This is a genomic window from Paracoccus jiaweipingae (genome assembly GCF_044335505.1).
Taxonomy (GTDB): Bacteria; Pseudomonadota; Alphaproteobacteria; order Rhodobacterales; family Rhodobacteraceae; genus Paracoccus.
On sequence record NZ_JBISBS010000002.1, the window covers coordinates 513436 to 532438 of the forward strand.

Sequence of the window (19003 nt, forward strand, 5' to 3'; positions counted from 1 at the left end):
CGTGGGCGGGGAACAGCGGTCCTCAAGCCGGACCTCGATCTCATCGGACGGTTCATCCCCGCGTGGGCGGGGAACAGGGCAACTGGAACAACGGCAGCAATGCTGGCGTCGGTTCATCCCCGCGTGGGCGGGGAACAGCGGTAGGTGGCCAGCACATCCGCGCCCGCGACCGGTTCATCCCCGCGTGGGCGGGGAACAGGGCAAGCTCCGCCTCGGGGTTGCAGTAGCTGACGGTTCATCCCCGCGTGGGCGGGGAACAGTCTTGCTGCAGTTTATTGATCTTACAGCACAATCACGATTTTAAAAAGCGTACCGAGGTTTACAGCCCCTTTTTCGGTGCAAATCTGACCAGATGCAAGGCGTCGAATTTCACCGGCACAGGCCGGCAGCAACCGGTTTGTTCAGACGACGATATCGAACAGCCAGCCAATGCCAGCGGTGATGGCCATGGCGACGCTGCCCCAGCACATCACGCGCAGCACCGCGCGCAGCACCGGCGCGCCCCCGGCCCGCGCCCCGGCAGCGCCAAGCAGCGCCAGCGCCAGCAGCGTGACCAACAGAACCACCGGGATGATGCGGCCATCAGGTGCCAGCAACGCCGCCAGAACCGGCAGCGCCCCCGCCACGGTGAATGTCCCCCCCGAGGCCAGCGCCGCCTGCACCGGATTCGCGGCGTGGACCTCATGCATCCCCAATTCGTCACGCAGATGGGCGCCAAGGGCGTCATGTTCGGTCAATTCGCGGGCCACCAGCCGCGCGGTGTCGGGCGCCAGACCGCGCGCCTCATAGATGGTGACCAGTTCTTCCATCTCGATATGCGGGTTCTCCCGCAGCAGGCGCTGCTCGCGCGCGATGTCGGCCCGTTCGATGTCGGACTGCGAACTGACCGACACATATTCCCCCGCCGCCATCGACAAGGCCCCCGCCCCCAGCCCGGCGAACCCGGCCAGAAGCACCGGTTCGGCGCTTGCGCTGGCACTGGCAACCCCGACGATCAGCGAACTGATCGACACGATGCCGTCATTTGCCCCCAGAACCGCCGCCCGCAACCAGCCGCTGCGGGTGATGTAATGGGGGTCCTCGACATGCCAGGAAAACAAGCCGCTCATGGTCTTTGCCCTTGCAACACAATCTTGGCCCGCGGCCATCCGGTGCCGCGGTTCATCATCCGGGTCAGGCCAAAGGCCGGGGCGTGGTTACGCGCGGCGCCCCGTTGCCAGCGTCACGCCCAGAACCTCAAGCACCTTTTCCTCGATCTGCGGGGCGTTCATGCCGGCGCTGGCATACATCGCCTCGGGGCTGGCATGGTCGATAAAGGTATCGGGAAGGACCATGCTGCGGAACCGCAGGCCGCCATCGAACAGGCCATGCCCGGCCAGAAGCTGCGCGACATGGCTGCCAAAGCCGCCAATCGCCCCTTCTTCAACGGTGATCAGGGCCTCGTGTTCGCGGGCAAGGCGCAGGATCAGGTCGCAATCCAGCGGCTTGGCAAAGCGCGCGTCGACAACCGTCGGGGCCAGCCCCCGCGCCGCCAGCGATTCACGCGCCGCCATCACCTCGGACAGGCGGGTGCCGAAGGACAGGATGGCCACGCGCCCGCCCTCGGCCACGACCCGCCCGCGCCCGATCTCAAGCGGGGTGCCGCGCTCGGGCATGTCGATGCCCGTGCCCTCGCCACGCGGAAAGCGGAAGGCGATGGGGCCGTCGTCATGGGCACAGGCGGTGGCGACCATGTGGCGCAGCTCGGCCTCGTCGGCGGCGGCCATCACCACCATTCCCGGCAGATTGGCCAGAAACGCCACATCGAAAGCGCCGGCATGGGTTGCCCCATCGGCGCCCACCAGCCCGGCGCGGTCAATGGCAAAGCGCACCGGCAGGCGCTGGATGGCCACATCGTGAACGATCTGGTCATAACCGCGTTGCAAAAAGGTGGAATACAGCGCGCAGAACGGCTTCAGCCCCCCGGCGGCCAGCCCGGCGGAAAAGGTCACGGCATGTTGTTCGGCAATGCCGACATCGAAACAACGACGGGGAAAGCGTTCCGCGAACAGGTTCAGCCCGGTGCCATCCGGCATGGCGGCGGTCACCGCGACGATTTTATCGTCACGCGTGGCCTCGTCGACCAGGGTTTTGGCAAACACGCTGGTATAGCTGGGGGCGTTCGATTTCGCCTTGGCCTGCTGGCCGGTCACCACGTCGAACCTGCCCGTCGCATGTCCGCGATCGGCGGCGCGTTCCGCCGGGGCATAGCCCTTGCCCTTGCGCGTGATCGCATGGATCAGCACCGGCCCCGTCGCCCGCGATTTCAGCACCCGCAACAGCGGCAAAAGCTGGTCCAGGTCATGCCCGTCGACCGGCCCGACATAGGAAAAACCCAGTTCTTCGAACAGGGTGCCGCCGACGGTCATGCCTTTCAGCATTTCCTTGGCACGGCGCGCGCCCTCTTGCAGGGGGGGCGGCAACAGGCTGACCGCGCCCTTGGCGGCGGCCTTCAGTTCCTGAAACGGGCCTTCAGTATAAAGCCGCGTCAGATAGCTGGACAGCGCCCCGACCGGCGGCGCGATGGACATTTCATTGTCGTTCAGCACCACGAACAGCCGCTTGCCCAGATGGCCGGCATTGTTCATCGCCTCGAAGGCCATGCCCGCCGACATGGCGCCATCACCGATCACCGCAATGGCATCGCCCGGATCGCCGCCCAGTTCACGGGCCATGGCAAACCCCAGCGCCGCGCTGATCGAGGTGCTGGAATGCCCGGCCCCGAACGGGTCATAGGGACTTTCCGACCGCTTGGTGAACCCCGACAGCCCGCCACCCTGACGCAGCGTGCGGATACGGTCGCGACGCCCGGTCAGGATCTTGTGCGGATAGCACTGGTGCCCGACATCCCAGATGATCTTGTCGCGCGGCGTGTCAAACACGGCGTGCAGGGCCACGGTCAGTTCCACCACCCCCAGACCCGCGCCCAGATGGCCGCCGGTTTCGCTGACCGCGCTGATGGTTTCGGCGCGCAGCTCGTCCGCCAGCTGATGCAACTGGCGGTCGGTCAGCGCCTTCAGGTCGGACGGCAGGCTGACGCGGTCCAGCACGGGGGTTTGGGGTCGTTGGGGGGTCTCTGTCATGGCTTGCCCCCTCCTTCGGGGGCGGCTGTCCTAGGTGTTACGCTCGATCACGAAGCGCGCCAGCTGGCGCAGCGGTTCCGCCCGGTCGTCGAATGGCGCAAGTGCGGCGACGGCCTCTTCGGTCAGGGCGGTGGCGCGGTCGCGCGCGCCCTCAAGCCCCAGCAGCGACACGAAGGTCGCCTTGTTCGCCGCGGCATCCTTGCCGACGCGCTTGCCGGTCTGTTCAGGGTCGCCGGTGACATCCAGAATGTCATCCGCAATCTGAAAGGCCAGCCCCAGCGCGCGGGCGTAATCCTGCATTGGCCTGGGATCGGCACCGGCGATCAGCGCCCCCGAGGCGGCGGCAAAGCTGATCAGCGCGCCGGTCTTGGCGCGTTGCAGGCGGGTGATCTGGTCCAGCGTCAGGGGCTGGGGCGCGTCCTCGGCGGCGATGTCCAGCGCCTGACCCCAGACCATGCCCTGCGCGCCCACGGCACGGGCCAGTTCCTGAACCAGCGCAATCCGGGTGTCCGCCGCGCCGATGGCCGGGTCGGACAGGCGTTCGAAAGCCATGCTTTGCAAGGCATCGCCCGCCAGAATGGCCGTGGCCTGCGACCATTGCACATGCACCGTCGGCATTCCTCGGCGCAGGTCGTCGTCGTCCATCGCCGGCAGGTCGTCATGGACCAGCGAATAGGCGTGCAGCGCCTCGACCGCGGTGGCGACGGGCAGTGCCGCCGCATCGTCCACGCCATGCAGCCGCGCCGATTCCATCACCAGAAACGCCCGCACCCGTTTGCCGCCAACGCAGGCATAGCGCATGGCATCGGCCAGATCGCCCTGCGGCAGCGGCGCCATTGCGTGGTCCAGCGCGGCCTGCACCTGTGCCTTAACCGCATCCAGCCGGGCCTGCATCACAGGCCCTCGGCCGGGGTGGTGCCGGTGGGCTGGCCGCTGGCGTCGAGGGTAATTTTCTCGACCCGTTCCTCGGCTTCTTTCAGGCGGGCCTCGCAATGCTGGCGCAGCGCGGCACCGCGTTCATACAGGGTGATGGATTGTTCCAGCGTGGCGTCGCCATGTTCCAGCTTGCCCACCACGGCCTCCAGTTCCTTCATCGCGTCCTCGAAGGACAGCGCCTTGATGTCATCGGCCATGTCGCACCTTTGTCAGCCAGTCGGAACGGCGATCATATCGCCCTTCACGACCGGATGCCACCATCCGGGGTCAGGCTTCAAGACCGATATTGTCGATCAGCCGCACCGGTCCCAGCCATGCCGCCGCCAACAGCCGCGCCGGGGCCGTGGGGCGGTCCAGCGGCGTCAGGTCATGGGCGTGGCGCAATTCCAGATATTCCACCCGGTCGAACCCGGCGGCCACGACCTGTGCGCGGGCCGCATCCAGCGCCTGCGCCACCGGCTGACCGGCGCCGATGGCACGGGCGGCATCGCGCATCGCGGCGTAAAGCGCCGGGGCGGTGGCGCGGTCGGCGGGCGACAGCCGCTGGTTGCGCGACGACATGGCAAGCCCATCCGCCGCGCGCAGGGTCGGGCAGCCATGCACGGTGACGGGCAGGTTCAGATCCGCGACCAGCCGCCGCACGATCTGAAGCTGTTGCCAGTCTTTTTCCCCGAAAAACGCATCATCGGCCTGGGTCATGGTGAACAGCTTGGTCACCACCGTGGCCATGCCGTCGAAATGACCGGGGCGGAAATCGCCGCACAGGCCCTGCGACAGCCCCGCCACCGACACCGTCGTGGCAAACCCCTGCGGATAGACCTGCGCCACATCGGGCGCGAACAACAGGTCAACCCCATGCGGGGCCAGCGCGGCGCGGTCGCTGTCCTCGGTCCGGGGATAGGTCGACAGATCGTCAGGGTTGTCGAACTGGCGCGGGTTGACAAACAGCGTCACGATGACCCGGTCACAGGCGGCCCGCGCCGCCGCGACCAGCGACAAATGGCCGTCATGCAAGGCGCCCATCGTCGGCACCACGGCAACGCGCTGACCCGCCGCCTTCCACGCGGCCACGCGGGCGCGCAGATCATTGAGGTTGCGTATCAGGTCCATGACCTAGCCCTCGGCAAAGGTGTGTTCGGGGGCCGGGAAGGCGCGGTCGCGGACCTCGGCGGCATAGGCGGCGATGGCGGCCTCGGCATCCTGCGCCAGCTGCGCATAGCGTTTGACGAATTTGGGCCGGAAATCCGCGAACAGCCCCAGCATGTCATCCACCACCAGCACCTGACCGTCGCATTGCGCCGACGCGCCAATGCCGATGGTCGGCACGGCAATGTCGCGGGTGATGCGCCCGGCCAGCGCCTCGGGCAGTTTTTCCAGCACCACGGCGATGGCCCCGGCATCGGCCACGGCGCGGGCATCGGCCAGCACACGGTCGCCATCCGCGCCCCGCCCCTGCACGCGATAGCCGCCAAGCGTGTTCACCGCCTGCGGTGTCAGCCCGACATGGCCAACCACGGGAATGCCGCGCGCGGTCAGAAAGGCGATGGTGTCGGCCATATGGGCACCGCCCTCCAGCTTGACTGCCCCGGCGCCGGTTTCGCGCATGACCCGCGCGGCGGCGTCAAAGGCGGCGGCGGGGCCAGCCTCGTAGCTGCCAAAGGGCAGGTCGACCACCACCAGCGCCTTTTGCGCGCCGCGCATGACCGCCTGCGCGTGCAGGATCATCATGTCCAGCGTGACGCCAAGGGTCGATTCCATGCCGTGCAGCACCATCCCCAGGCTGTCGCCCACCAGCAGCAGGTCGCAATGCGGGTCGGCCAGCCGCGCGATCGGCGTGGTATAGGCCGTCAGGCAGACCAGCGGCACCCCACCCTTGGCGGCGCGGATGTCCTGCGCCGTGCGGCGGCGGATCTGTGTCGAAGCACTCATCTTGGGTTCCCCTCCCCCCCCTCAATTCGCTTGCCGGGGGTTTTAGCCGCAGTGCAGCAATTCACCAAGCGTTTCGTGACGTTTCCGTGTCAGGAACCGGGCTGGCCCGCCAAAAGCCGCGTTCCGTCATCGCCCCGGATCATCACCTGCATCAATGTGCCCTCGGGCTGATCGGTATCAAAACGGACTTCGGTGAACTGTTCGGTGCGGCCCAGTCGCGGGCCTTCGGTCAGCACGGTGTGGCGGGTGCCGTGCTGCGCCTGCAAATGCGCGGCCAGCGCCGCGTCACCCACCGCCCGCAGCCGCGCCGCCCGGTCGCGGATAACCCCGCCCGTGACCGCAGGCATCCGCGCCGCCGGCGTGCCCTTGCGCGCGGAATAGGGGAACACATGCAGAAAGGTCAGCCCGCATTCCGACACCAGCCGGACCGAGTTTTCGAACATCGCGTCCGTTTCGGTCGGGAAACCCGCGATGATATCGGCCCCGAACACGATATCGGGGCGCAGCTTGCGCGCATCCTCGCAAAAGCGGATGGCATCGTCGCGCAGGTGGCGGCGCTTCATCCGTTTCAGGATCATGTCGTCACCCGCCTGCAAGGACAGGTGCAGATGCGGCATCAGGCGCGGCTCGGACGCGATGGCCAGCATCAGGTTCTGATCGGCCTCGATACTGTCGATGCTGGAAATCCGCAGACGCGGCAGGTCCGGCACCAGCCGCAGAATCCGCATCACCAGGTCGCCAAGCCGGGGCTGGCCGGGCAGATCGGCCCCCCAGCTGGTCAGGTCGACGCCGGTCAGCACGACCTCGTTAAAGCCGCGCCCGACCAGTCGCTTGATCTGTTCGACCACGACGCCCGCCGGAACGCTGCGCGAATTGCCGCGGCCATAAGGGATGATGCAGAACGTGCAGCGGTGGTCACAGCCGTTTTGCACCTGAACATAGGCGCGATGGCGGCCGAACCCGTCAATCAGGTGGCCCGCGGTTTCGCGCACCGACATGATGTCATCGACCTGCACCTTTTCAGTATCGCCAATCAGGTCGGGCGCGCGCAGGCCGACCCATGTTTCGGGCTGCATCTTTTCGTGATTGCCGATGACGCGCGTGACCTCGGGCATGGCGGCGAAGGTCTGGGGTTCGGTCTGCGCGGCGCAGCCGGTCACGATGATCGGGGCGCCGGGGTTTTCGCGTGACAGGCGGCGGATCTCTTGCCGGGCCTTGCGGACGGCCTCGGCGGTGACGGCGCAGGTGTTGACGACCACCGCGCCCTCCAGCCCGGCGGCCTGCGCCATCTCGCGCATGGCCTCGGATTCGTAGGCGTTCAGGCGGCAGCCAAGCGTGGCGAAAACGGGCGGCTTTGCGGTCATGACGCCATCCAGTCCGGGGTCAGGACGCCGCTGAACACATGCGCCGTGGGGCCGGTCATCCAGACGCCGTCCGCGCGCCAGTCAATCTCCAGCTGGCCACCATCGACAATGACCCGCACCCGGCGTTCGGTCAGGCCCCGCCGCGCCGCCGCAACCGCCGCCGCGCAGGAACACGACCCCGAGGCCAGCGTCACCCCCGCCCCGCGTTCCCAGATCCGCAGGCGGATGGTGTCGCGGTCGATGACCTGCACGACCTCCACATTGGTGCGCTCGGGATAAAGCGGGTGGTGCTCGTGCGCGGCACCAAAGGCTGGCAGATCAACAGCATTCGCATCCGCGACGAAAAAGGTAAGATGCGGGTTGCCCATTCCGGTGGCCACCGGGTCGCCCGCGATGGGCAGGTGGTCAATATCGACCGCCTGCGCCAGCGGGATCGCGCGCCAGTCCAGCACCGGGGCACCCATATTGACGCGGGTCAGGCCGTTGCCCGCATCCTCGGCCAGCAGGGTGGCGTGGTCGGTGCGCAGGCGCAGGTGGGTCTGGCCGGTTTCATCCATCAGCCGCCGCGCAATACAGCGCGTGGCATTGCCACAGGCCCCGGACCGCGACCCATCGGCGTTCAGAAACACCAGCCGCGCGTCCGCCTGATCGTCGTCATGGATGGTCGCAAGCTGGTCAAACCCCACCCCCATATGCCGGTCCGCGATCCGGCGCACCAGATCGGGCGCGGGCAGGACACCCCCCGCGCGCAGATCAAGAATCACGAAATCATTGCCCAGACCGTGCATTTTGACGAAGGGCAGGCCGTTTTGCTGCTGTTCCATCGCGCCGATATAGGGCCGCCGAAAAGATTTTGCCAGAGACCGCATTTTTCCGCTTGACCCCACCGGCGCCAAACCCTAGGAAGCCCCCCACAAGCGTGGGCCCGTAGCTCAGTTGGTAGAGCAACTGACTTTTAATCAGTGGGTCACAGGTTCGAATCCTGTCGGGCTCACCACTGTATTTCCAGACATCACTGTGTTTCCACACAGCGTCAGACATTGACGCCGCAAGGCGGGTTTGGCCTGTGGTGGCGTCTTGTTTTGCCCTGGCGGTGCGCTGCCGGGGGATGGCCGTTATTGGCGGCTTGGGATCACGCGAGGTCAGGCGCGACCGGTCAGGTTGCGCGGGGCAGGATTTTTCATGAAACAGGTAAACTGGTGCCGCAGAAGGGACTCGAACCCCCGACCCACGCATTACGAATGCGTTGCTCTACCAGCTGAGCTACTGCGGCGCCTGCCGGTCAGGCAGATGCCGCGCCGGATAGCATCTTCCGGCGCGGGGGAAAAGGGGGGTCAGCGTTTTTTCACGCCCCCGTCAGGGGTCTCAGGCAAGTCAACTTCGGGCGGCTCGACATCGGGACGCACCGGCAGGTAAGTCGCCTGCGCCTCGACCAAGCCCGATTCGGCGGTCGCGATCGGGTGCGCATCGCCCGCATCGACAGGCCGCGCAGCAGCGTCGGGCGCAGGGCGGGGCGCCTGACGCGGAACGGAGCGCGGCGGCGATGACACCTCGGGGTCGGTGACGGTCGATGACGGCTCGTAATCCGGTTCCGGGGCAACCATGCCGGGCTGGACGGGGCGCGCCCCGGACGCCGGGCGCGGGGCCGGTCGGGCCGGGCCGCGCGGGGTCGGCGCGTCCAGATCGTCGGGCGTGACCATGCCGGGCTGCGCCAGCGGCGTGGTGCCGGCGGGCCGGGCCGCGTCATCGGCACCCTCGGCATAGGCATCGGCCTCGGCAAAGGTGCGGGTGACATGGTCGGCGGACCCGGCAGGGCGGCCCACGATCAGGGGCAGCATCTCGGCCCCGGTGGGGCTGACGCTGGCGGCGGCGCTGCGGGCGCTGTCCGGTTCGCGCCAGGTCAGGGTGTCGAAACCGCCGCAGCTGTCACAGACCGGCGCCCATTCGGCCATGACATTGTGGCATTTGTCGCAGACCCATTGCGGGCCACGGCTGGCGGTCAGCGCACGCGCCAGCCAGCCACGCACCACGGCGTCATCGGCACCTTCGCCACGCTCGATCGCGGCCATGATGGACAGGGTGCGCGTGGTCGGGTGGGTTTCGGCCAGCTTGCCAAGGGCGCGGCGGGCGGCGGGGAAATCCTCGGCGGCAAGGGCCAGTTCGGCCTTCAGCAGATGCGCTTCCTCGTGGTCGGGGTTCTTGCGGATCAGGTCCCCGAACCGGCGCTGACGGGCCTGCGGGGCCTCGTCCGGGGCGATCTCGGCATAGGCGGCGGCAATGGCGGGGTGGGGCTGAACCGACCAGGTCTTTTGCAGCACCCGGCTGGCATTGCGCGTGTCGCCTTTGGCGATATAGCTGCGCGCCGCCAGCACCGCCGCCGGCACCAGATCGGGCGAGGCCGCCGCCGCCGAAATCGCGGCTTCGCGGGCGCTGATATTGTTGCCATGGGCCAGCACGTCGGAGGCCTCTTGCAGGGCCAGAACGGCGTCGCGGCGGATGTGAACATCCTTGGGCAACTGGCCCTGACGGCGCTTGTCCTTCAGAACCTGACGCGCGCCCTTCCAGTCATGTTCGCGCGCCTGAAGCTGCAACAGCGTGTCCTGCACCTCGCCATGGCGGGGCTTCAGCGCATAGGCTTTTTCGGCCAGTTTCAATGCCTTGGCGGTGTGGCCCTTGTCCAGTTCCTGCCGCATCAGGCCGCGAATACCGACAAAGCGGGTGCGGTCATCGCCCAACAGCCGGCGATAGACACGTTCGGCGGTGGCGGAATCGCCCGCGACCTCGGCGGCCTGCGCGGCCAGCAGGTCGGTCACATGCGGCTGGTCAAGGTATTTCGCGGCTTTCGCGGCCTTGTCCTGCGCCAGCTTACCCTCGCCCGAGGCAACGGCCAGCATCCCCTCGGACAGCGCGTCATAGCCCTTGCGCTGGCGCGAGCGCGCGAAATAACGGTTGATGGCGGTCTCGTCCCCCATCAGGAAGCGCAGGAACGCCACCAGCAGGCCGACCAGCCGCAGCGCGGCCCATCCCAGCACCACCAGCACCGCCAGCGCCACCAGCGCCGTCACCGGCCCCAGCGTATATTCGGTGCCGTCATAGGTCAGCATCAAGGGCTGGCCATTTTCGGCCAGATGAATGGCCCCCAGCGCCACCGCCAGCACCACGGCAAAGAACAGCAGAATTTTCAACAGCGACAACAGCATGGCACGCCCCCTTATTTCGCGTCCGAGGACAGGTCGTTCAGCGCCGCCTGCGCCGCGGCGTGGCGGCGGGCCTGACCGATCCAGCCGTCCATCGCCTGTCGGGCGCTGTCGGGCAGGCTGTCGATCTCGGCCAGCGCGGCGGCGATGTCGCCCGCCTTGACCGCCGCGCCCGCGCGCGACAGCACCGCATCGGCATCGCTGCCTGCACGCGGGGTCACCGACCGGGCGCCAGTCTGGGCCTTCAGGAAATTGCCGATCACGCCCATGGCGCCATCGCGTTGCGATTTGTCCTGCAAGGCGGCGCGCAGCCCGGCGCGGGCGGCCTCGTCAAAGCCCTGCTGAAGGCTGACCAGCGACGGCACGTCCTGCGCCAGCGCTGCCGGGGTCTCGACCCCCGCTGCGTTCAGGTCGGCCAGCGCGGCGGCGGTGTCGCCGCCTTCGGACAGCGCGCCATGCAGCCGCGCCACGGCGGCCTGACCCAGCGCCGATTTGCTGGCGGCGATCACGTCGGATTCCAGCTTGTCAGCCTGCGCGCGGGCTGCGTCGATCTGTTGGCGCACATCCTCGGCGGCCTTGGTCATGCGGTCCTGCATCGCCTCGGCATCCTGCGCCAGCGATTGCAGTTTTTTCGCGGCCTCCGGGTCCAGCGCCGGGCGCTGGGACAGTTCCGCCACGCGGTCTTGCAGGGTGGATACGGTTTCCTTCAGCCCGGCCAGCTCTGCCGGGCCAATGGCCGCGACGCCCGTCGCCTGACCCGCGGTCGAGGGGTCGCCCGCCCCGCCCTTGTCATCCTTGCCCCCGGCATTCGCGGCGGGCACGGATGCGGACAGCGCCGCAACCGCCTGATCCAGCGCCGCGATCTGTGCGGCCTGCTGGTCCAGCTGATCACTTAGCCCCTGTGGCAGGGCCGCAGGTTCGGCGGCGGCATCGGTTTCGGACCCGGCCTTGGGGGCGGCAGCATCCAGCGCCTGCCGCGCGGCATCGGCCCCCGCATCGGCACCGGCCTGCGCACCCGCGTCACGCCCGGCATCGCGGGCGGCGGCAAGGGCCTGATCGGTCAGCGCCTGCATATCCGGGGCGGCGGCCGGGGCGGTGCGCCAGCCTTCGGGCAGTTGCGGCATGACGTAATACATCGCGGCGGCCCCCAGCCCGGCAGCGACGACGCCACCCAGAACCGTGGGCAGGAACCCGGTCTTGCGCACCACCACCGGGGCCGGTTTTGCAGCAGGCCCCGCATCGGCGCTGGCTTTGGACGTGGTGGGCGGAACGCTGCTGGGGACGGTCTTATCAGCGGGCTTGTCGGCGGGCATGGCCGGGGTCGCGGGTTTCGCGCCGGATGTGCCGACAGATGTCCCAGCGGACTTTACATCAGCCTGTTCCGGCGAGGCGGGCTTGGCCGCCTTCGCGTCCTGCGCGCCGCTGGCTTTGGGCTGTGCCGCCGGGCGGTCGCCATTTTCCCCCAGCAGGGTCGATTTCACCGGCTTGACCTGCCCGCCTTTGGCCGCTGCATCGCCGCTGCCCGCCGTCACCGGGGCCGAGTCGACCGCCCGCCCCTGCTTGGGCTGCGGGCGTGGGTCGGATGCGCCTTTCGCGGATGCTGTCGCCGTGGCTTGCCCGTCAGCGGCCTGTTTGCCCTGACCCGTCTTGCTGCTGTCCAACCGTCCGTCCCCCTCTTGGATCTGCCCGTGCCGCGCCGGTTCGGCGGGCCGTCGCATGTCTGTCGCGCAACTTTGCCGCGCATCTGCTGCGCAGCTTAGCCGCGACGCGGCAATCGCTCAACCCGCCTGCGATGTGGTTCGTTCCGCCTGCCAGACCGCCGTGACGGCACGACACATCGCCGCTGCATCGGGGCTTTGTGCAATCACCCGCTGGCGGGCGGGGCCGGGCCATTGCGCATCGGCGGCGGCGCTGATCGACACCACCACCGGATTGGCGCGCATCTGACCCACCGCCTGCGCCAACAGCCGGGCCGAGCGCGGCGAAAACAGCGTCACGATGACGCGCGCCGCCGAATCGTCCAGCAACGCGCGGGCGGCGGCATCCAGCGGCTGTGCAATCTGGTCATACACCACCACCCCCGGCACCGGCAGCACCCGCGCCACATGGCGGCCATGCGGATGCACCAGTCCGGGACCGGCAGCGCGGATCAGCGGTTCAAGCCGCAGGGCGTCGCCCGGCCCCTCGGTCACGGCAAAGCCACGGGCACGGGCGGCCGCGGCGGTGCGCGGTCCGACGCACAGCGCCGGCCGGCCGCGCCCCGCGCCCGCCATCGCCACCGCATGTTCCGAGGTAAATACCAGCCCCCGCGCCGCATCCAGCAGCGCCGGGTCAAAGGCGACCGGCGCAATGGTCATCAGCGGCGCGATCAGCGCCCGCATCCCCTGCGGCAGCATCGCCGCGAACCGGTCCGAAGCCGCCTGCGGCCGGGTCAGCAGCACCACCGGATCGGCGGATGCGGGCGGCAGGTGCGGAACGGACGCGGCGGCCATTGGTTTTCCTTCCGTCGGGTGTTAGCTTCACGGTTGTTTCCCCGACCGGCTTAGGCGCTGCTGCCCGCGCCGGCAAGCATCACGAGCCTTCGCCGACATGAGCTTAACCATCCTGGGCATCGAAAGCAGTTGCGACGACACCGCCGCCGCCATTGTCCGCGACGACCGCACGATCCTGTCATCCGTCGTTGCGTCGCAAACCGACCTTCATGCCGATTTCGGCGGCGTGGTGCCCGAAATCGCCGCCCGCGCCCATACCGAAAAGCTGGATTTGTGCGTCGAACAGGCGCTGGAACAGGCCGGGCTGGGGCTGACCGATCTGGACGCCATCGCCGTGACCGCCGGGCCGGGGCTGATCGGCGGGGTGATGGCGGGGGTGATGCTGGCCAAGGGGCTGGCGGCGGGGTCGGGCCTGCCGCTGATCGGGGTGAACCATCTGGCCGGTCACGCGCTGACCCCGCGGCTGACCGACGGGGTCGAATATCCCTATCTGATGCTGCTGGTGTCAGGCGGGCATTGCCAGTTTCTGCATGTCGCCGGACCCGAGGCGTTTACCCGGCTTGGCGGCACCATCGACGACGCCCCCGGCGAGGCATTCGACAAGGCCGCCAAGATGCTTGGCCTGCCCCAGCCCGGCGGTCCCGCGGTCGAGTCCTGCGCCCGCAGCGGTGACGCCAGCCGCCACCCGATGCCGCGCCCGCTGCTGGACCGCCCCGGTTGCGATATGTCGTTTTCGGGGCTGAAAACCGCCATGCTGCGCGCCCGCGATCAGCTGGTCGCGGTGCAGGGCGGGCTGTATGAACAGGACCGCGCCGATCTGTGCGCGGCGTTTCAGGCGGCCGTGGCGGCGGTGCTGGCCGAAAAGACCCGCCGGGCGCTGGCCGCCGCGCCCGCGCCGGTTCTCGCGGTGGCGGGCGGGGTCGCCGCCAACACCGCGATCCGGGCGGCGCTGGAACAGGTCGCGGCACAGGCCGGGGCGCGTTTCGTCGCGCCCCCCCTGCGGCTGTGCACCGACAATGCCGCGATGATCGCATGGGCCGGGATAGAGGCCTTTCGCGCCGGGCGCCGCGACGGCATGGACTTGGCCGCCCGCCCGCGCTGGCCGCTGGACAGCAAGGCCGCCCCGATGCTGGGCGCGGGCCGCAAGGGGGCCAAGGCATGACCCGCATCGCCGTTCTGGGGGCCGGCGCCTTTGGCACCGCGCTGGCCATATCGGTGGCGGCACAGGCCGATGTCACCCTTTGGGGCCGCGATACCGGCTGGTCGCGCGGTCCGGCGGCGCTGGGGCGCGAAAACCCCCGCCTGCCGGGGGTGGTGCTGCCGCAGGCGCTGTGCGTGACCGATGATCTGGACCGCGCCCTGGCGGGGGCGCAGACCGTGCTGCTGGCGCTGCCGGCCCAGACGCTGCGCGGTTTTCTGACCGAAAACGCCACCCGGCTGTGCCCCCCCGCGACCGGTCCCCGCGCGCCCGTCACCCGCGCGCTGGTCAGTTGCGCCAAGGGCATTGACCTGACCGACCTGACCGGGCCGTCCACGCTGATCGCCCATGCCTGCCCGCAGGCCACCGCCGCCGTGCTGACCGGACCCAGCTTTGCCGCCGATATCGCACGCGGGCTGCCCACCGCGCTGACGCTGGCCTGCACCGATGCGCCGGCGGGCAAGCGGCTGCAACATGACCTGTCGACCCCGGCGCTGCGGCTGTATCGCAGCACCGATGTGGCGGGGGCGGAACTGGGCGGGGCGCTGAAAAACGTCATTGCCATTGCCGCCGGGGCCGCGATTGGCGCCGGGTTCGGGGACAGTGCCCGCGCCGCCATCGTCACCCGCGGCTTTGCCGAAATGCTGCGGCTGGCCCCGGTTCTGGGCGCCCGGCCCCAGACCCTGAACGGCCTGTCCGGGCTTGGCGACCTGATGCTGACCTGCACCTCGGAGCAGTCGCGCAATTTCCGCTTTGGGCTGTCACTGGGGTCCGGCGCAGGTTTCGACCCCGCCATCACGGTCGAGGGCGCGGCCACCGCCCGCGCCGTCACCCGGCTGGCCCGCGAAAAGGCGCTGGACCTGCCGGTTTCCGCCATGGTGGCGCGGCTTGCGGCGGGCGATCTGGCGGTGCAAGACGCGATGAAATCCCTGCTGAACCGACCTTTGAAAGAGGAATAACCCCGATGCCGCTTTTCGCCCTTATCTGCCGCGACCGCGACGGCGCGCAGCAAACCCGCCTTGATAACCGCGCCGCGCATCTGGCCTATCTGAAGGACAGCGGCGACCGCGTGGTCATGGCTGGCCCGTTTCTGGACGGCGCGGCAATGACCGGGTCGCTGGTGGTGCTGGACATGCCCGACCGCGCGGCGGCACAGGCCTGGGCCGATGCCGACCCCTATGCCCGTGCCGGACTGTTCGACAGCGTCGTGATTGAGGAATGGAAAAAGGTGATCGGCTGATGGCATACTGGCTGTTCAAATCCGAACCCAACGTGTTTTCCTGGGACGATCTGGTGGCCAGGGGCCAGCAGGGCGAAGAATGGGACGGGGTGCGCAACTATCAGGCGCGCAACTTCATGCGGCAGATGGCGGTGGGCGATCAGGGGCTGTTCTATCACTCCAATATCGGCAAAGAGGCCGTCGGCATCGTCGAAATCATTGCCCCGGCCCACCCTGACAGCACCGCCGCCGACCCGAAATGGGAATGTGTCGATATCCGCGCGGTCAAACCGCTGGCGCGTGCGGTTTCGCTTGACGACTGCAAGGCGGAACCGCGACTGTCAAAGATGGTTCTGGTCAATAACAGCCGGCTGTCGGTCCAGCCCGTGACCGGGGATGAATGGGCCACGATACTGGAAATGGCCGGCATGTAAGCCACCGGAGCGCAAAGGACCAACCTGAAGGAGGGCAGGAATGGAACTGATGATCGTAATCGCCGCAGCCATCGTCGCATGGGCGGCAGGGTCGCTGTGGTATATGGTGTTTGCCGGGCCGTGGGTGCGGATTTCATCGCTTCAGGTGGAAAACCGCGGCGCACTGCGCAGCGGGATGCCGATGCCCTATCTGATGTCCGGGCTGGCGATGGTCGTGTTCGTGGGGATGATGCGCTATCTCTGGTTGCGCGCTGGCATCGACAGCCTTGCCGAGGGGCTGGTTCTGGGCCTGATGGTGGGCGCGTTCATCATTCTGCCATGGACGGTGATCAACCACAGCTATGCCCGCCGCCCGCTGATGCAGACGCTGATCGCCGGTGGCTATGTCATTCTGGCCGGCGGGGTCGCGGGGGCGATTCTGGGCGCCATCTGACCGCAGTCTGGCGCATGTCCCGGCAGGGTGTCGATTTGGCTGGTCCGACCTGTTGCCTTTTGCCGCATTTGGCCTAGGTTGCGCGGCATCAGATCCAAAGGGACTTTACCATGCCACAACGTCTGCACCTGGTTTTCGGCGGCGAACTGACCGACCCCCAGCGCACCGAATTTCGCAATACCGACGACATCCATATCGTCGGTATCTTTCCCGATTACGCCAGCGCCCACGCGGCATGGAAAGCCGAATCGCACCGCACCGTGGACAGCGCCCATACCCGTTACTTCATCGCCCATCTGCACCGCCTGCGCGACGAGGAACGCGAGGCCAGCACCACCGAGGAACTGGGCGCCTGATGTCGCTGACCCGGTCCCTTGGGCTGTGGTGGCATCTGCGCCGTCACAGCGGGACCGTCGGGCTTGGCCCGATCCGGGTGCCGGGCGGGTCCGGGCCGCTGGTCTGGATCTGCTGCACCGATGGCGGCGACAGCGCCCTGCGTCAGGTGCTGCGCGCCTTGCAGGCGCACCCGGTCCTGCGCATCGCCATCAGCCTGCCGGGGGCTGGCACGACCGCCCCGGCCACCACCCTGCCCGAAATGTCGGGACAGCAGGTGTCCATCGTGCCCGGCCCCGGCCATGACCCCCGCGCGACGCGCAAGCTGCTGACGGCGCTGCGCCCGGACGCAGTGCTGGCGCTGGGGTCGTCGGTTCCAGCGGCACTGGCGGTGGAATGCAGCGATGCCGCCCTGCCCCTGCTGCTGGCCGAAATGCAGTGCAGTCAGAATTGCCACGATCACTGCATCTGCCAGTATCGGCTGGCGGCGCGGGCCAGCCGCATTCTGGTGACAGATGAAAACAGCCGTCAGGTGATTCAGGCCTGCGGTGCCCTGCCCGACCGGGTCAGCGTGACCGGGCCGGTCTCGGACCTGCGCGAACCGCTGGGATGTCTGGAACCCGAACGCGCCATGCTGGCCGATCAGCTGGCGCGGCGTCAGGTCTGGCTGGCCGCCGCCCTGCCCCCGTCCGAGGAAATCGCCTGGCTGACTGCCCATCGCGCCGCGCTGCGCCACAGCCACCGGGCGCTGGCCATCGTCATGCCCGCCGACCCGGCGCGCGGCCCCGACCTGACCCGCTGGCTGGAATCCGAGGGGCTGACCGTGGCCGAACGCGCCCGTGACGAGGAACCCGAACCCGATATTCAAGTGCTGGTGGCCGACGATCCGGCGGAAATGGGGCTGTGGTATCGGCTGGCCTCGGTCTGTTTCATGGGCGGCACCCTGTCGGGCCATGACAGCGCCGCGCGCCACCCGTTCGAGCCTGCGGCACTGGGGTCAGCCATCCTGCACGGCCCCTATACCGAGCGCCACCAGACCGCATGGGGCCAGCTGGACGGGGCTTGCGCGGCACGTCCGGTGCGCGATGCTGCCGGGCTGGCGCAGGGGGTGGCCGACCTGATCGCCCCCGATCAGGCCGCGCAACTGGCCACCAATGCATGGGCCGTGGCCACCGGCGGCGCCGAGGCCGCCCAACAGATCGCCCAAGCCTGCCTGCACGCCGCGCAGGCCCATGCCGAAAGGATCAGCGCATGACCGGCCACCGCGCCCCCGCCTTCTGGTTTCGCCGCCCGCCGGTGCTGGCGGCCCGGCTGTTACAGCCGCTGGGGGCGCTGTATGCCCGCGCCACCGCCCGCCGCCTGTCGCGCGGGGCACGGGCCAAGGTGGGGGTGCCGGTGATCTGTATCGGCAACCTGAATGCGGGCGGCACCGGCAAGACGCCGACCGTAACCCTGTTGATGCAGATGTTACAGGCGCGCGGGGTCGCGGCACATGTGGTCAGCCGCGGCTATGGCGGGCGCGAAGCCGGGCCGCTGCGGGTGTCGGAACGCCAGCATGATGCCGCACAGGTGGGGGACGAACCGCTGCTGCTGTCGGCCTTCGGCCCGGTCTGGGTGGCGCGCGACCGTCTGGCCGGGGCGCGGGCGGCGGTGGCGGCAGGGGCGCAGGCGATCTTGCTGGATGACGGGTTTCAGGACCCGGCCCTGCGCCATGACCTGTCGCTGATCGTGGTCGATGCCGCCAAGGGCTTTGGCAATGGGTTGTGCATCCCCGCCGGGCCGCTGCGCGAACCGGTGCCGGTCGGGCTTGGCCGTGCTGACCTGTTGCTGTCCATCGGCCCGCCCGCGATGCAGGACCGCTTTGCCGCGACGCCCCTGCCGCCCGGCCTGCCGCATCTGCGCGGCACGCTGGCACCGTTGCAGACCGGCATCGACTGGCAGGGGCACCGGGTGCTGGCCTTTGCCGGGATCGGCCACCCCGAGAAATTCTTTGCCACGCTGCGCGGGCTTGGCGCCGATCTGGCGCGGGCCGAGCCGCTGGACGATCACCAGCCGTTCACCCCGGCGCTGCTGACCCGGCTGACGACCGAGGCCCGCGCCCTTGGCGCGCAACTGGTCACCACCGAAAAGGACGCCGTGCGCCTGCCCGCCGATTTCCGCCAACAGGTGCTGGCCCTGCCGGTGCGGCTGGTGCTGGATGATCCGGCCCCGCTGGACGCCGCGCTGGACGCGCTGTTTCCGGCCTGATCGCCCTGTATATTGCCCGTTAAACTGGTCGTGAATCTGGCCCCGCAGACGGTCCCATCAAAGCCTGAGCCACCGCAGCCTGACCCACAGCGCCCGGAC

Annotated in this window: 19 protein-coding genes, 2 tRNA genes and 1 CRISPR repeat array (1 of these 22 cut by a window edge); of the genes, 9 read left to right on the plus strand and 12 right to left on the minus strand. The window is 68.7% G+C overall.

The features are described from left to right. Nucleotides 1-260: a CRISPR direct-repeat array (repeat unit 29 nt; unit sequence CGGTTCATCCCCGCGTGGGCGGGGAACAG); it begins 806 nt to the left of the window's first position. A 141-nt stretch (nt 261-401) separates the two neighbouring features. The 8 genes from ACFXP9_RS05890 to dapF all read right to left on the minus strand — a co-directional run bounded on the left by ACFXP9_RS05890 (nt 402) and on the right by dapF (nt 8175). Next, nucleotides 402-1109 carry a VIT1/CCC1 transporter family protein gene (locus ACFXP9_RS05890; protein ID WP_397208975.1) on the minus strand — a complete coding sequence of 236 codons (708 nt, stop codon included), beginning with the start codon at nt 1107-1109 and terminating at the stop codon, nt 402-404. An 87-nt stretch (nt 1110-1196) separates the two neighbouring features. Then, the gene (dxs, locus tag ACFXP9_RS05895) at nt 1197-3122 is read right to left on the minus strand and encodes a 1-deoxy-D-xylulose-5-phosphate synthase (protein WP_397208976.1); all 1926 of its coding nucleotides are present in this window, start codon (nt 3120-3122) and stop codon (nt 1197-1199) included. 30 nt (nt 3123-3152) lie between these two features. Further along, nucleotides 3153-4016: a polyprenyl synthetase family protein gene (locus tag ACFXP9_RS05900; protein ID WP_397208977.1), complete on the minus strand. Its 864-nt coding sequence runs from the start codon at nt 4014-4016 to the stop codon at nt 3153-3155. Further along, nucleotides 4016-4255, minus strand: a complete 240-nt coding sequence (locus ACFXP9_RS05905) for an exodeoxyribonuclease VII small subunit (protein ID WP_397208978.1) — start codon at nt 4253-4255, stop codon at nt 4016-4018. Before ACFXP9_RS05905 ends, ACFXP9_RS05900 begins: the two co-directional genes overlap by 1 nt. A gap of 70 nt (nt 4256-4325) precedes the next feature. Continuing rightward, the gene (gene panC, locus ACFXP9_RS05910) at nt 4326-5168 is read right to left on the minus strand and encodes a pantoate--beta-alanine ligase (protein WP_397208979.1); all 843 of its coding nucleotides are present in this window, start codon (nt 5166-5168) and stop codon (nt 4326-4328) included. A gap of 3 nt (nt 5169-5171) precedes the next feature. Continuing rightward, a complete protein-coding gene (gene panB, locus ACFXP9_RS05915; protein ID WP_397208980.1) occupies nt 5172-5987 on the minus strand; it encodes a 3-methyl-2-oxobutanoate hydroxymethyltransferase in 816 nt (271 codons plus the stop codon). An 89-nt stretch (nt 5988-6076) separates the two neighbouring features. Beyond that, nucleotides 6077-7351, minus strand: a complete 1275-nt coding sequence (gene mtaB / locus ACFXP9_RS05920) for a tRNA (N(6)-L-threonylcarbamoyladenosine(37)-C(2))-methylthiotransferase MtaB (RefSeq protein ID WP_397208981.1) — start codon at nt 7349-7351, stop codon at nt 6077-6079. Then, on the minus strand, nt 7348-8175 hold the full coding sequence (gene dapF, locus ACFXP9_RS05925; protein ID WP_397209014.1) for a diaminopimelate epimerase: 828 nt from the start codon (nt 8173-8175) through the stop codon (nt 7348-7350). Before dapF ends, mtaB begins: the two co-directional genes overlap by 4 nt. Nucleotides 8176-8272: 97 nt before the next feature. Between dapF and ACFXP9_RS05930 the strand changes: the two genes are divergently transcribed. Further along, a tRNA-Lys gene (locus ACFXP9_RS05930) sits at nt 8273-8348 on the plus strand. 200 nt (nt 8349-8548) lie between these two features. Here the strand turns inward: ACFXP9_RS05930 and ACFXP9_RS05935 are convergent. From ACFXP9_RS05935 to ACFXP9_RS05950, 4 genes are all read right to left on the minus strand, one after another. Beyond that, a tRNA-Thr gene (locus ACFXP9_RS05935) sits at nt 8549-8624 on the minus strand. Nucleotides 8625-8685: 61 nt separating this feature from the next. Beyond that, nucleotides 8686-10551 carry a heme biosynthesis HemY N-terminal domain-containing protein gene (locus tag ACFXP9_RS05940; RefSeq protein WP_397208982.1) on the minus strand — a complete coding sequence of 622 codons (1866 nt, stop codon included), beginning with the start codon at nt 10549-10551 and terminating at the stop codon, nt 8686-8688. 11 nt (nt 10552-10562) lie between these two features. Beyond that, the gene (locus tag ACFXP9_RS05945) at nt 10563-12209 is read right to left on the minus strand and encodes a mitofilin family membrane protein (RefSeq protein ID WP_397208983.1); all 1647 of its coding nucleotides are present in this window, start codon (nt 12207-12209) and stop codon (nt 10563-10565) included. A 117-nt stretch (nt 12210-12326) separates the two neighbouring features. After that, entirely contained in the window at nt 12327-13040 is a 714-nt protein-coding gene (locus tag ACFXP9_RS05950) for a uroporphyrinogen-III synthase (protein WP_397208984.1), read from the minus strand. A gap of 97 nt (nt 13041-13137) precedes the next feature. Between ACFXP9_RS05950 and tsaD the strand changes: the two genes are divergently transcribed. The 8 genes from tsaD (at nt 13138) to lpxK (ending at nt 18904) form a co-directional block, all read left to right on the plus strand. Continuing rightward, a complete protein-coding gene (gene tsaD / locus ACFXP9_RS05955) occupies nt 13138-14202 on the plus strand; it encodes a tRNA (adenosine(37)-N6)-threonylcarbamoyltransferase complex transferase subunit TsaD (RefSeq protein ID WP_397208985.1) in 1065 nt (354 codons plus the stop codon). After that, on the plus strand, nt 14199-15197 hold the full coding sequence (locus ACFXP9_RS05960; protein ID WP_397208986.1) for an NAD(P)H-dependent glycerol-3-phosphate dehydrogenase: 999 nt from the start codon (nt 14199-14201) through the stop codon (nt 15195-15197). The genes tsaD and ACFXP9_RS05960 overlap by 4 nt, the downstream gene beginning before the upstream one ends. Nucleotides 15198-15202: 5 nt before the next feature. Continuing rightward, on the plus strand, nt 15203-15478 hold the full coding sequence (locus ACFXP9_RS05965; protein WP_397208987.1) for a YciI family protein: 276 nt from the start codon (nt 15203-15205) through the stop codon (nt 15476-15478). Beyond that, on the plus strand, nt 15478-15891 hold the full coding sequence (locus ACFXP9_RS05970; RefSeq protein ID WP_397209015.1) for an EVE domain-containing protein: 414 nt from the start codon (nt 15478-15480) through the stop codon (nt 15889-15891). The genes ACFXP9_RS05965 and ACFXP9_RS05970 overlap by 1 nt, the downstream gene beginning before the upstream one ends. Before the next feature lie 40 nt (nt 15892-15931). Then, nucleotides 15932-16324: a DUF1761 domain-containing protein gene (locus ACFXP9_RS05975; RefSeq protein ID WP_397208988.1), complete on the plus strand. Its 393-nt coding sequence runs from the start codon at nt 15932-15934 to the stop codon at nt 16322-16324. A 110-nt stretch (nt 16325-16434) separates the two neighbouring features. After that, nucleotides 16435-16680 (plus strand): DUF4170 domain-containing protein, encoded by a 246-nt coding sequence (locus tag ACFXP9_RS05980; protein ID WP_397208989.1) that lies wholly within the window; start codon nt 16435-16437, stop codon nt 16678-16680. Beyond that, entirely contained in the window at nt 16680-17912 is a 1233-nt protein-coding gene (locus tag ACFXP9_RS05985) for a 3-deoxy-D-manno-octulosonic acid transferase (RefSeq protein ID WP_397210046.1), read from the plus strand. The genes ACFXP9_RS05980 and ACFXP9_RS05985 overlap by 1 nt, the downstream gene beginning before the upstream one ends. Continuing rightward, nucleotides 17909-18904 carry a tetraacyldisaccharide 4'-kinase gene (gene lpxK, locus ACFXP9_RS05990; protein ID WP_397210048.1) on the plus strand — a complete coding sequence of 332 codons (996 nt, stop codon included), beginning with the start codon at nt 17909-17911 and terminating at the stop codon, nt 18902-18904. Before ACFXP9_RS05985 ends, lpxK begins: the two co-directional genes overlap by 4 nt. Nucleotides 18905-19003: the final 99 nt, after the last annotated feature.

Excerpts from the sequence above, each read along its gene's own strand:
- ACFXP9_RS05890 (WP_397208975.1), bottom strand. The coding sequence starts at position 1,109 with ATGAGCGGCTTGTTTTCCTGGCATGTCGAGGACCCCCATTACATCACC.
- dxs (WP_397208976.1), bottom strand. The coding sequence starts at position 3,122 with ATGACAGAGACCCCCCAACGACCCCAAACCCCCGTGCTGGACCGCGTC.
- ACFXP9_RS05900 (WP_397208977.1), bottom strand. The coding sequence starts at position 4,016 with ATGCAGGCCCGGCTGGATGCGGTTAAGGCACAGGTGCAGGCCGCGCTG.
- ACFXP9_RS05905 (WP_397208978.1), bottom strand. The coding sequence starts at position 4,255 with ATGGCCGATGACATCAAGGCGCTGTCCTTCGAGGACGCGATGAAGGAA.
- panC (WP_397208979.1), bottom strand. The coding sequence starts at position 5,168 with ATGGACCTGATACGCAACCTCAATGATCTGCGCGCCCGCGTGGCCGCG.
- panB (WP_397208980.1), bottom strand. The coding sequence starts at position 5,987 with ATGAGTGCTTCGACACAGATCCGCCGCCGCACGGCGCAGGACATCCGC.
- mtaB (WP_397208981.1), bottom strand. The coding sequence starts at position 7,351 with ATGACCGCAAAGCCGCCCGTTTTCGCCACGCTTGGCTGCCGCCTGAAC.
- dapF (WP_397209014.1), bottom strand. The coding sequence starts at position 8,175 with ATGGAACAGCAGCAAAACGGCCTGCCCTTCGTCAAAATGCACGGTCTG.
- ACFXP9_RS05940 (WP_397208982.1), bottom strand. The coding sequence starts at position 10,551 with ATGCTGTTGTCGCTGTTGAAAATTCTGCTGTTCTTTGCCGTGGTGCTG.
- ACFXP9_RS05950 (WP_397208984.1), bottom strand. The coding sequence starts at position 13,040 with ATGGCCGCCGCGTCCGTTCCGCACCTGCCGCCCGCATCCGCCGATCCG.
- tsaD (WP_397208985.1), top strand. The coding sequence starts at position 13,138 with ATGAGCTTAACCATCCTGGGCATCGAAAGCAGTTGCGACGACACCGCC.
- ACFXP9_RS05960 (WP_397208986.1), top strand. The coding sequence starts at position 14,199 with ATGACCCGCATCGCCGTTCTGGGGGCCGGCGCCTTTGGCACCGCGCTG.
- ACFXP9_RS05965 (WP_397208987.1), top strand. The coding sequence starts at position 15,203 with ATGCCGCTTTTCGCCCTTATCTGCCGCGACCGCGACGGCGCGCAGCAA.
- ACFXP9_RS05970 (WP_397209015.1), top strand. The coding sequence starts at position 15,478 with ATGGCATACTGGCTGTTCAAATCCGAACCCAACGTGTTTTCCTGGGAC.
- ACFXP9_RS05975 (WP_397208988.1), top strand. The coding sequence starts at position 15,932 with ATGGAACTGATGATCGTAATCGCCGCAGCCATCGTCGCATGGGCGGCA.
- ACFXP9_RS05980 (WP_397208989.1), top strand. The coding sequence starts at position 16,435 with ATGCCACAACGTCTGCACCTGGTTTTCGGCGGCGAACTGACCGACCCC.
- ACFXP9_RS05985 (WP_397210046.1), top strand. The coding sequence starts at position 16,680 with ATGTCGCTGACCCGGTCCCTTGGGCTGTGGTGGCATCTGCGCCGTCAC.
- lpxK (WP_397210048.1), top strand. The coding sequence starts at position 17,909 with ATGACCGGCCACCGCGCCCCCGCCTTCTGGTTTCGCCGCCCGCCGGTG.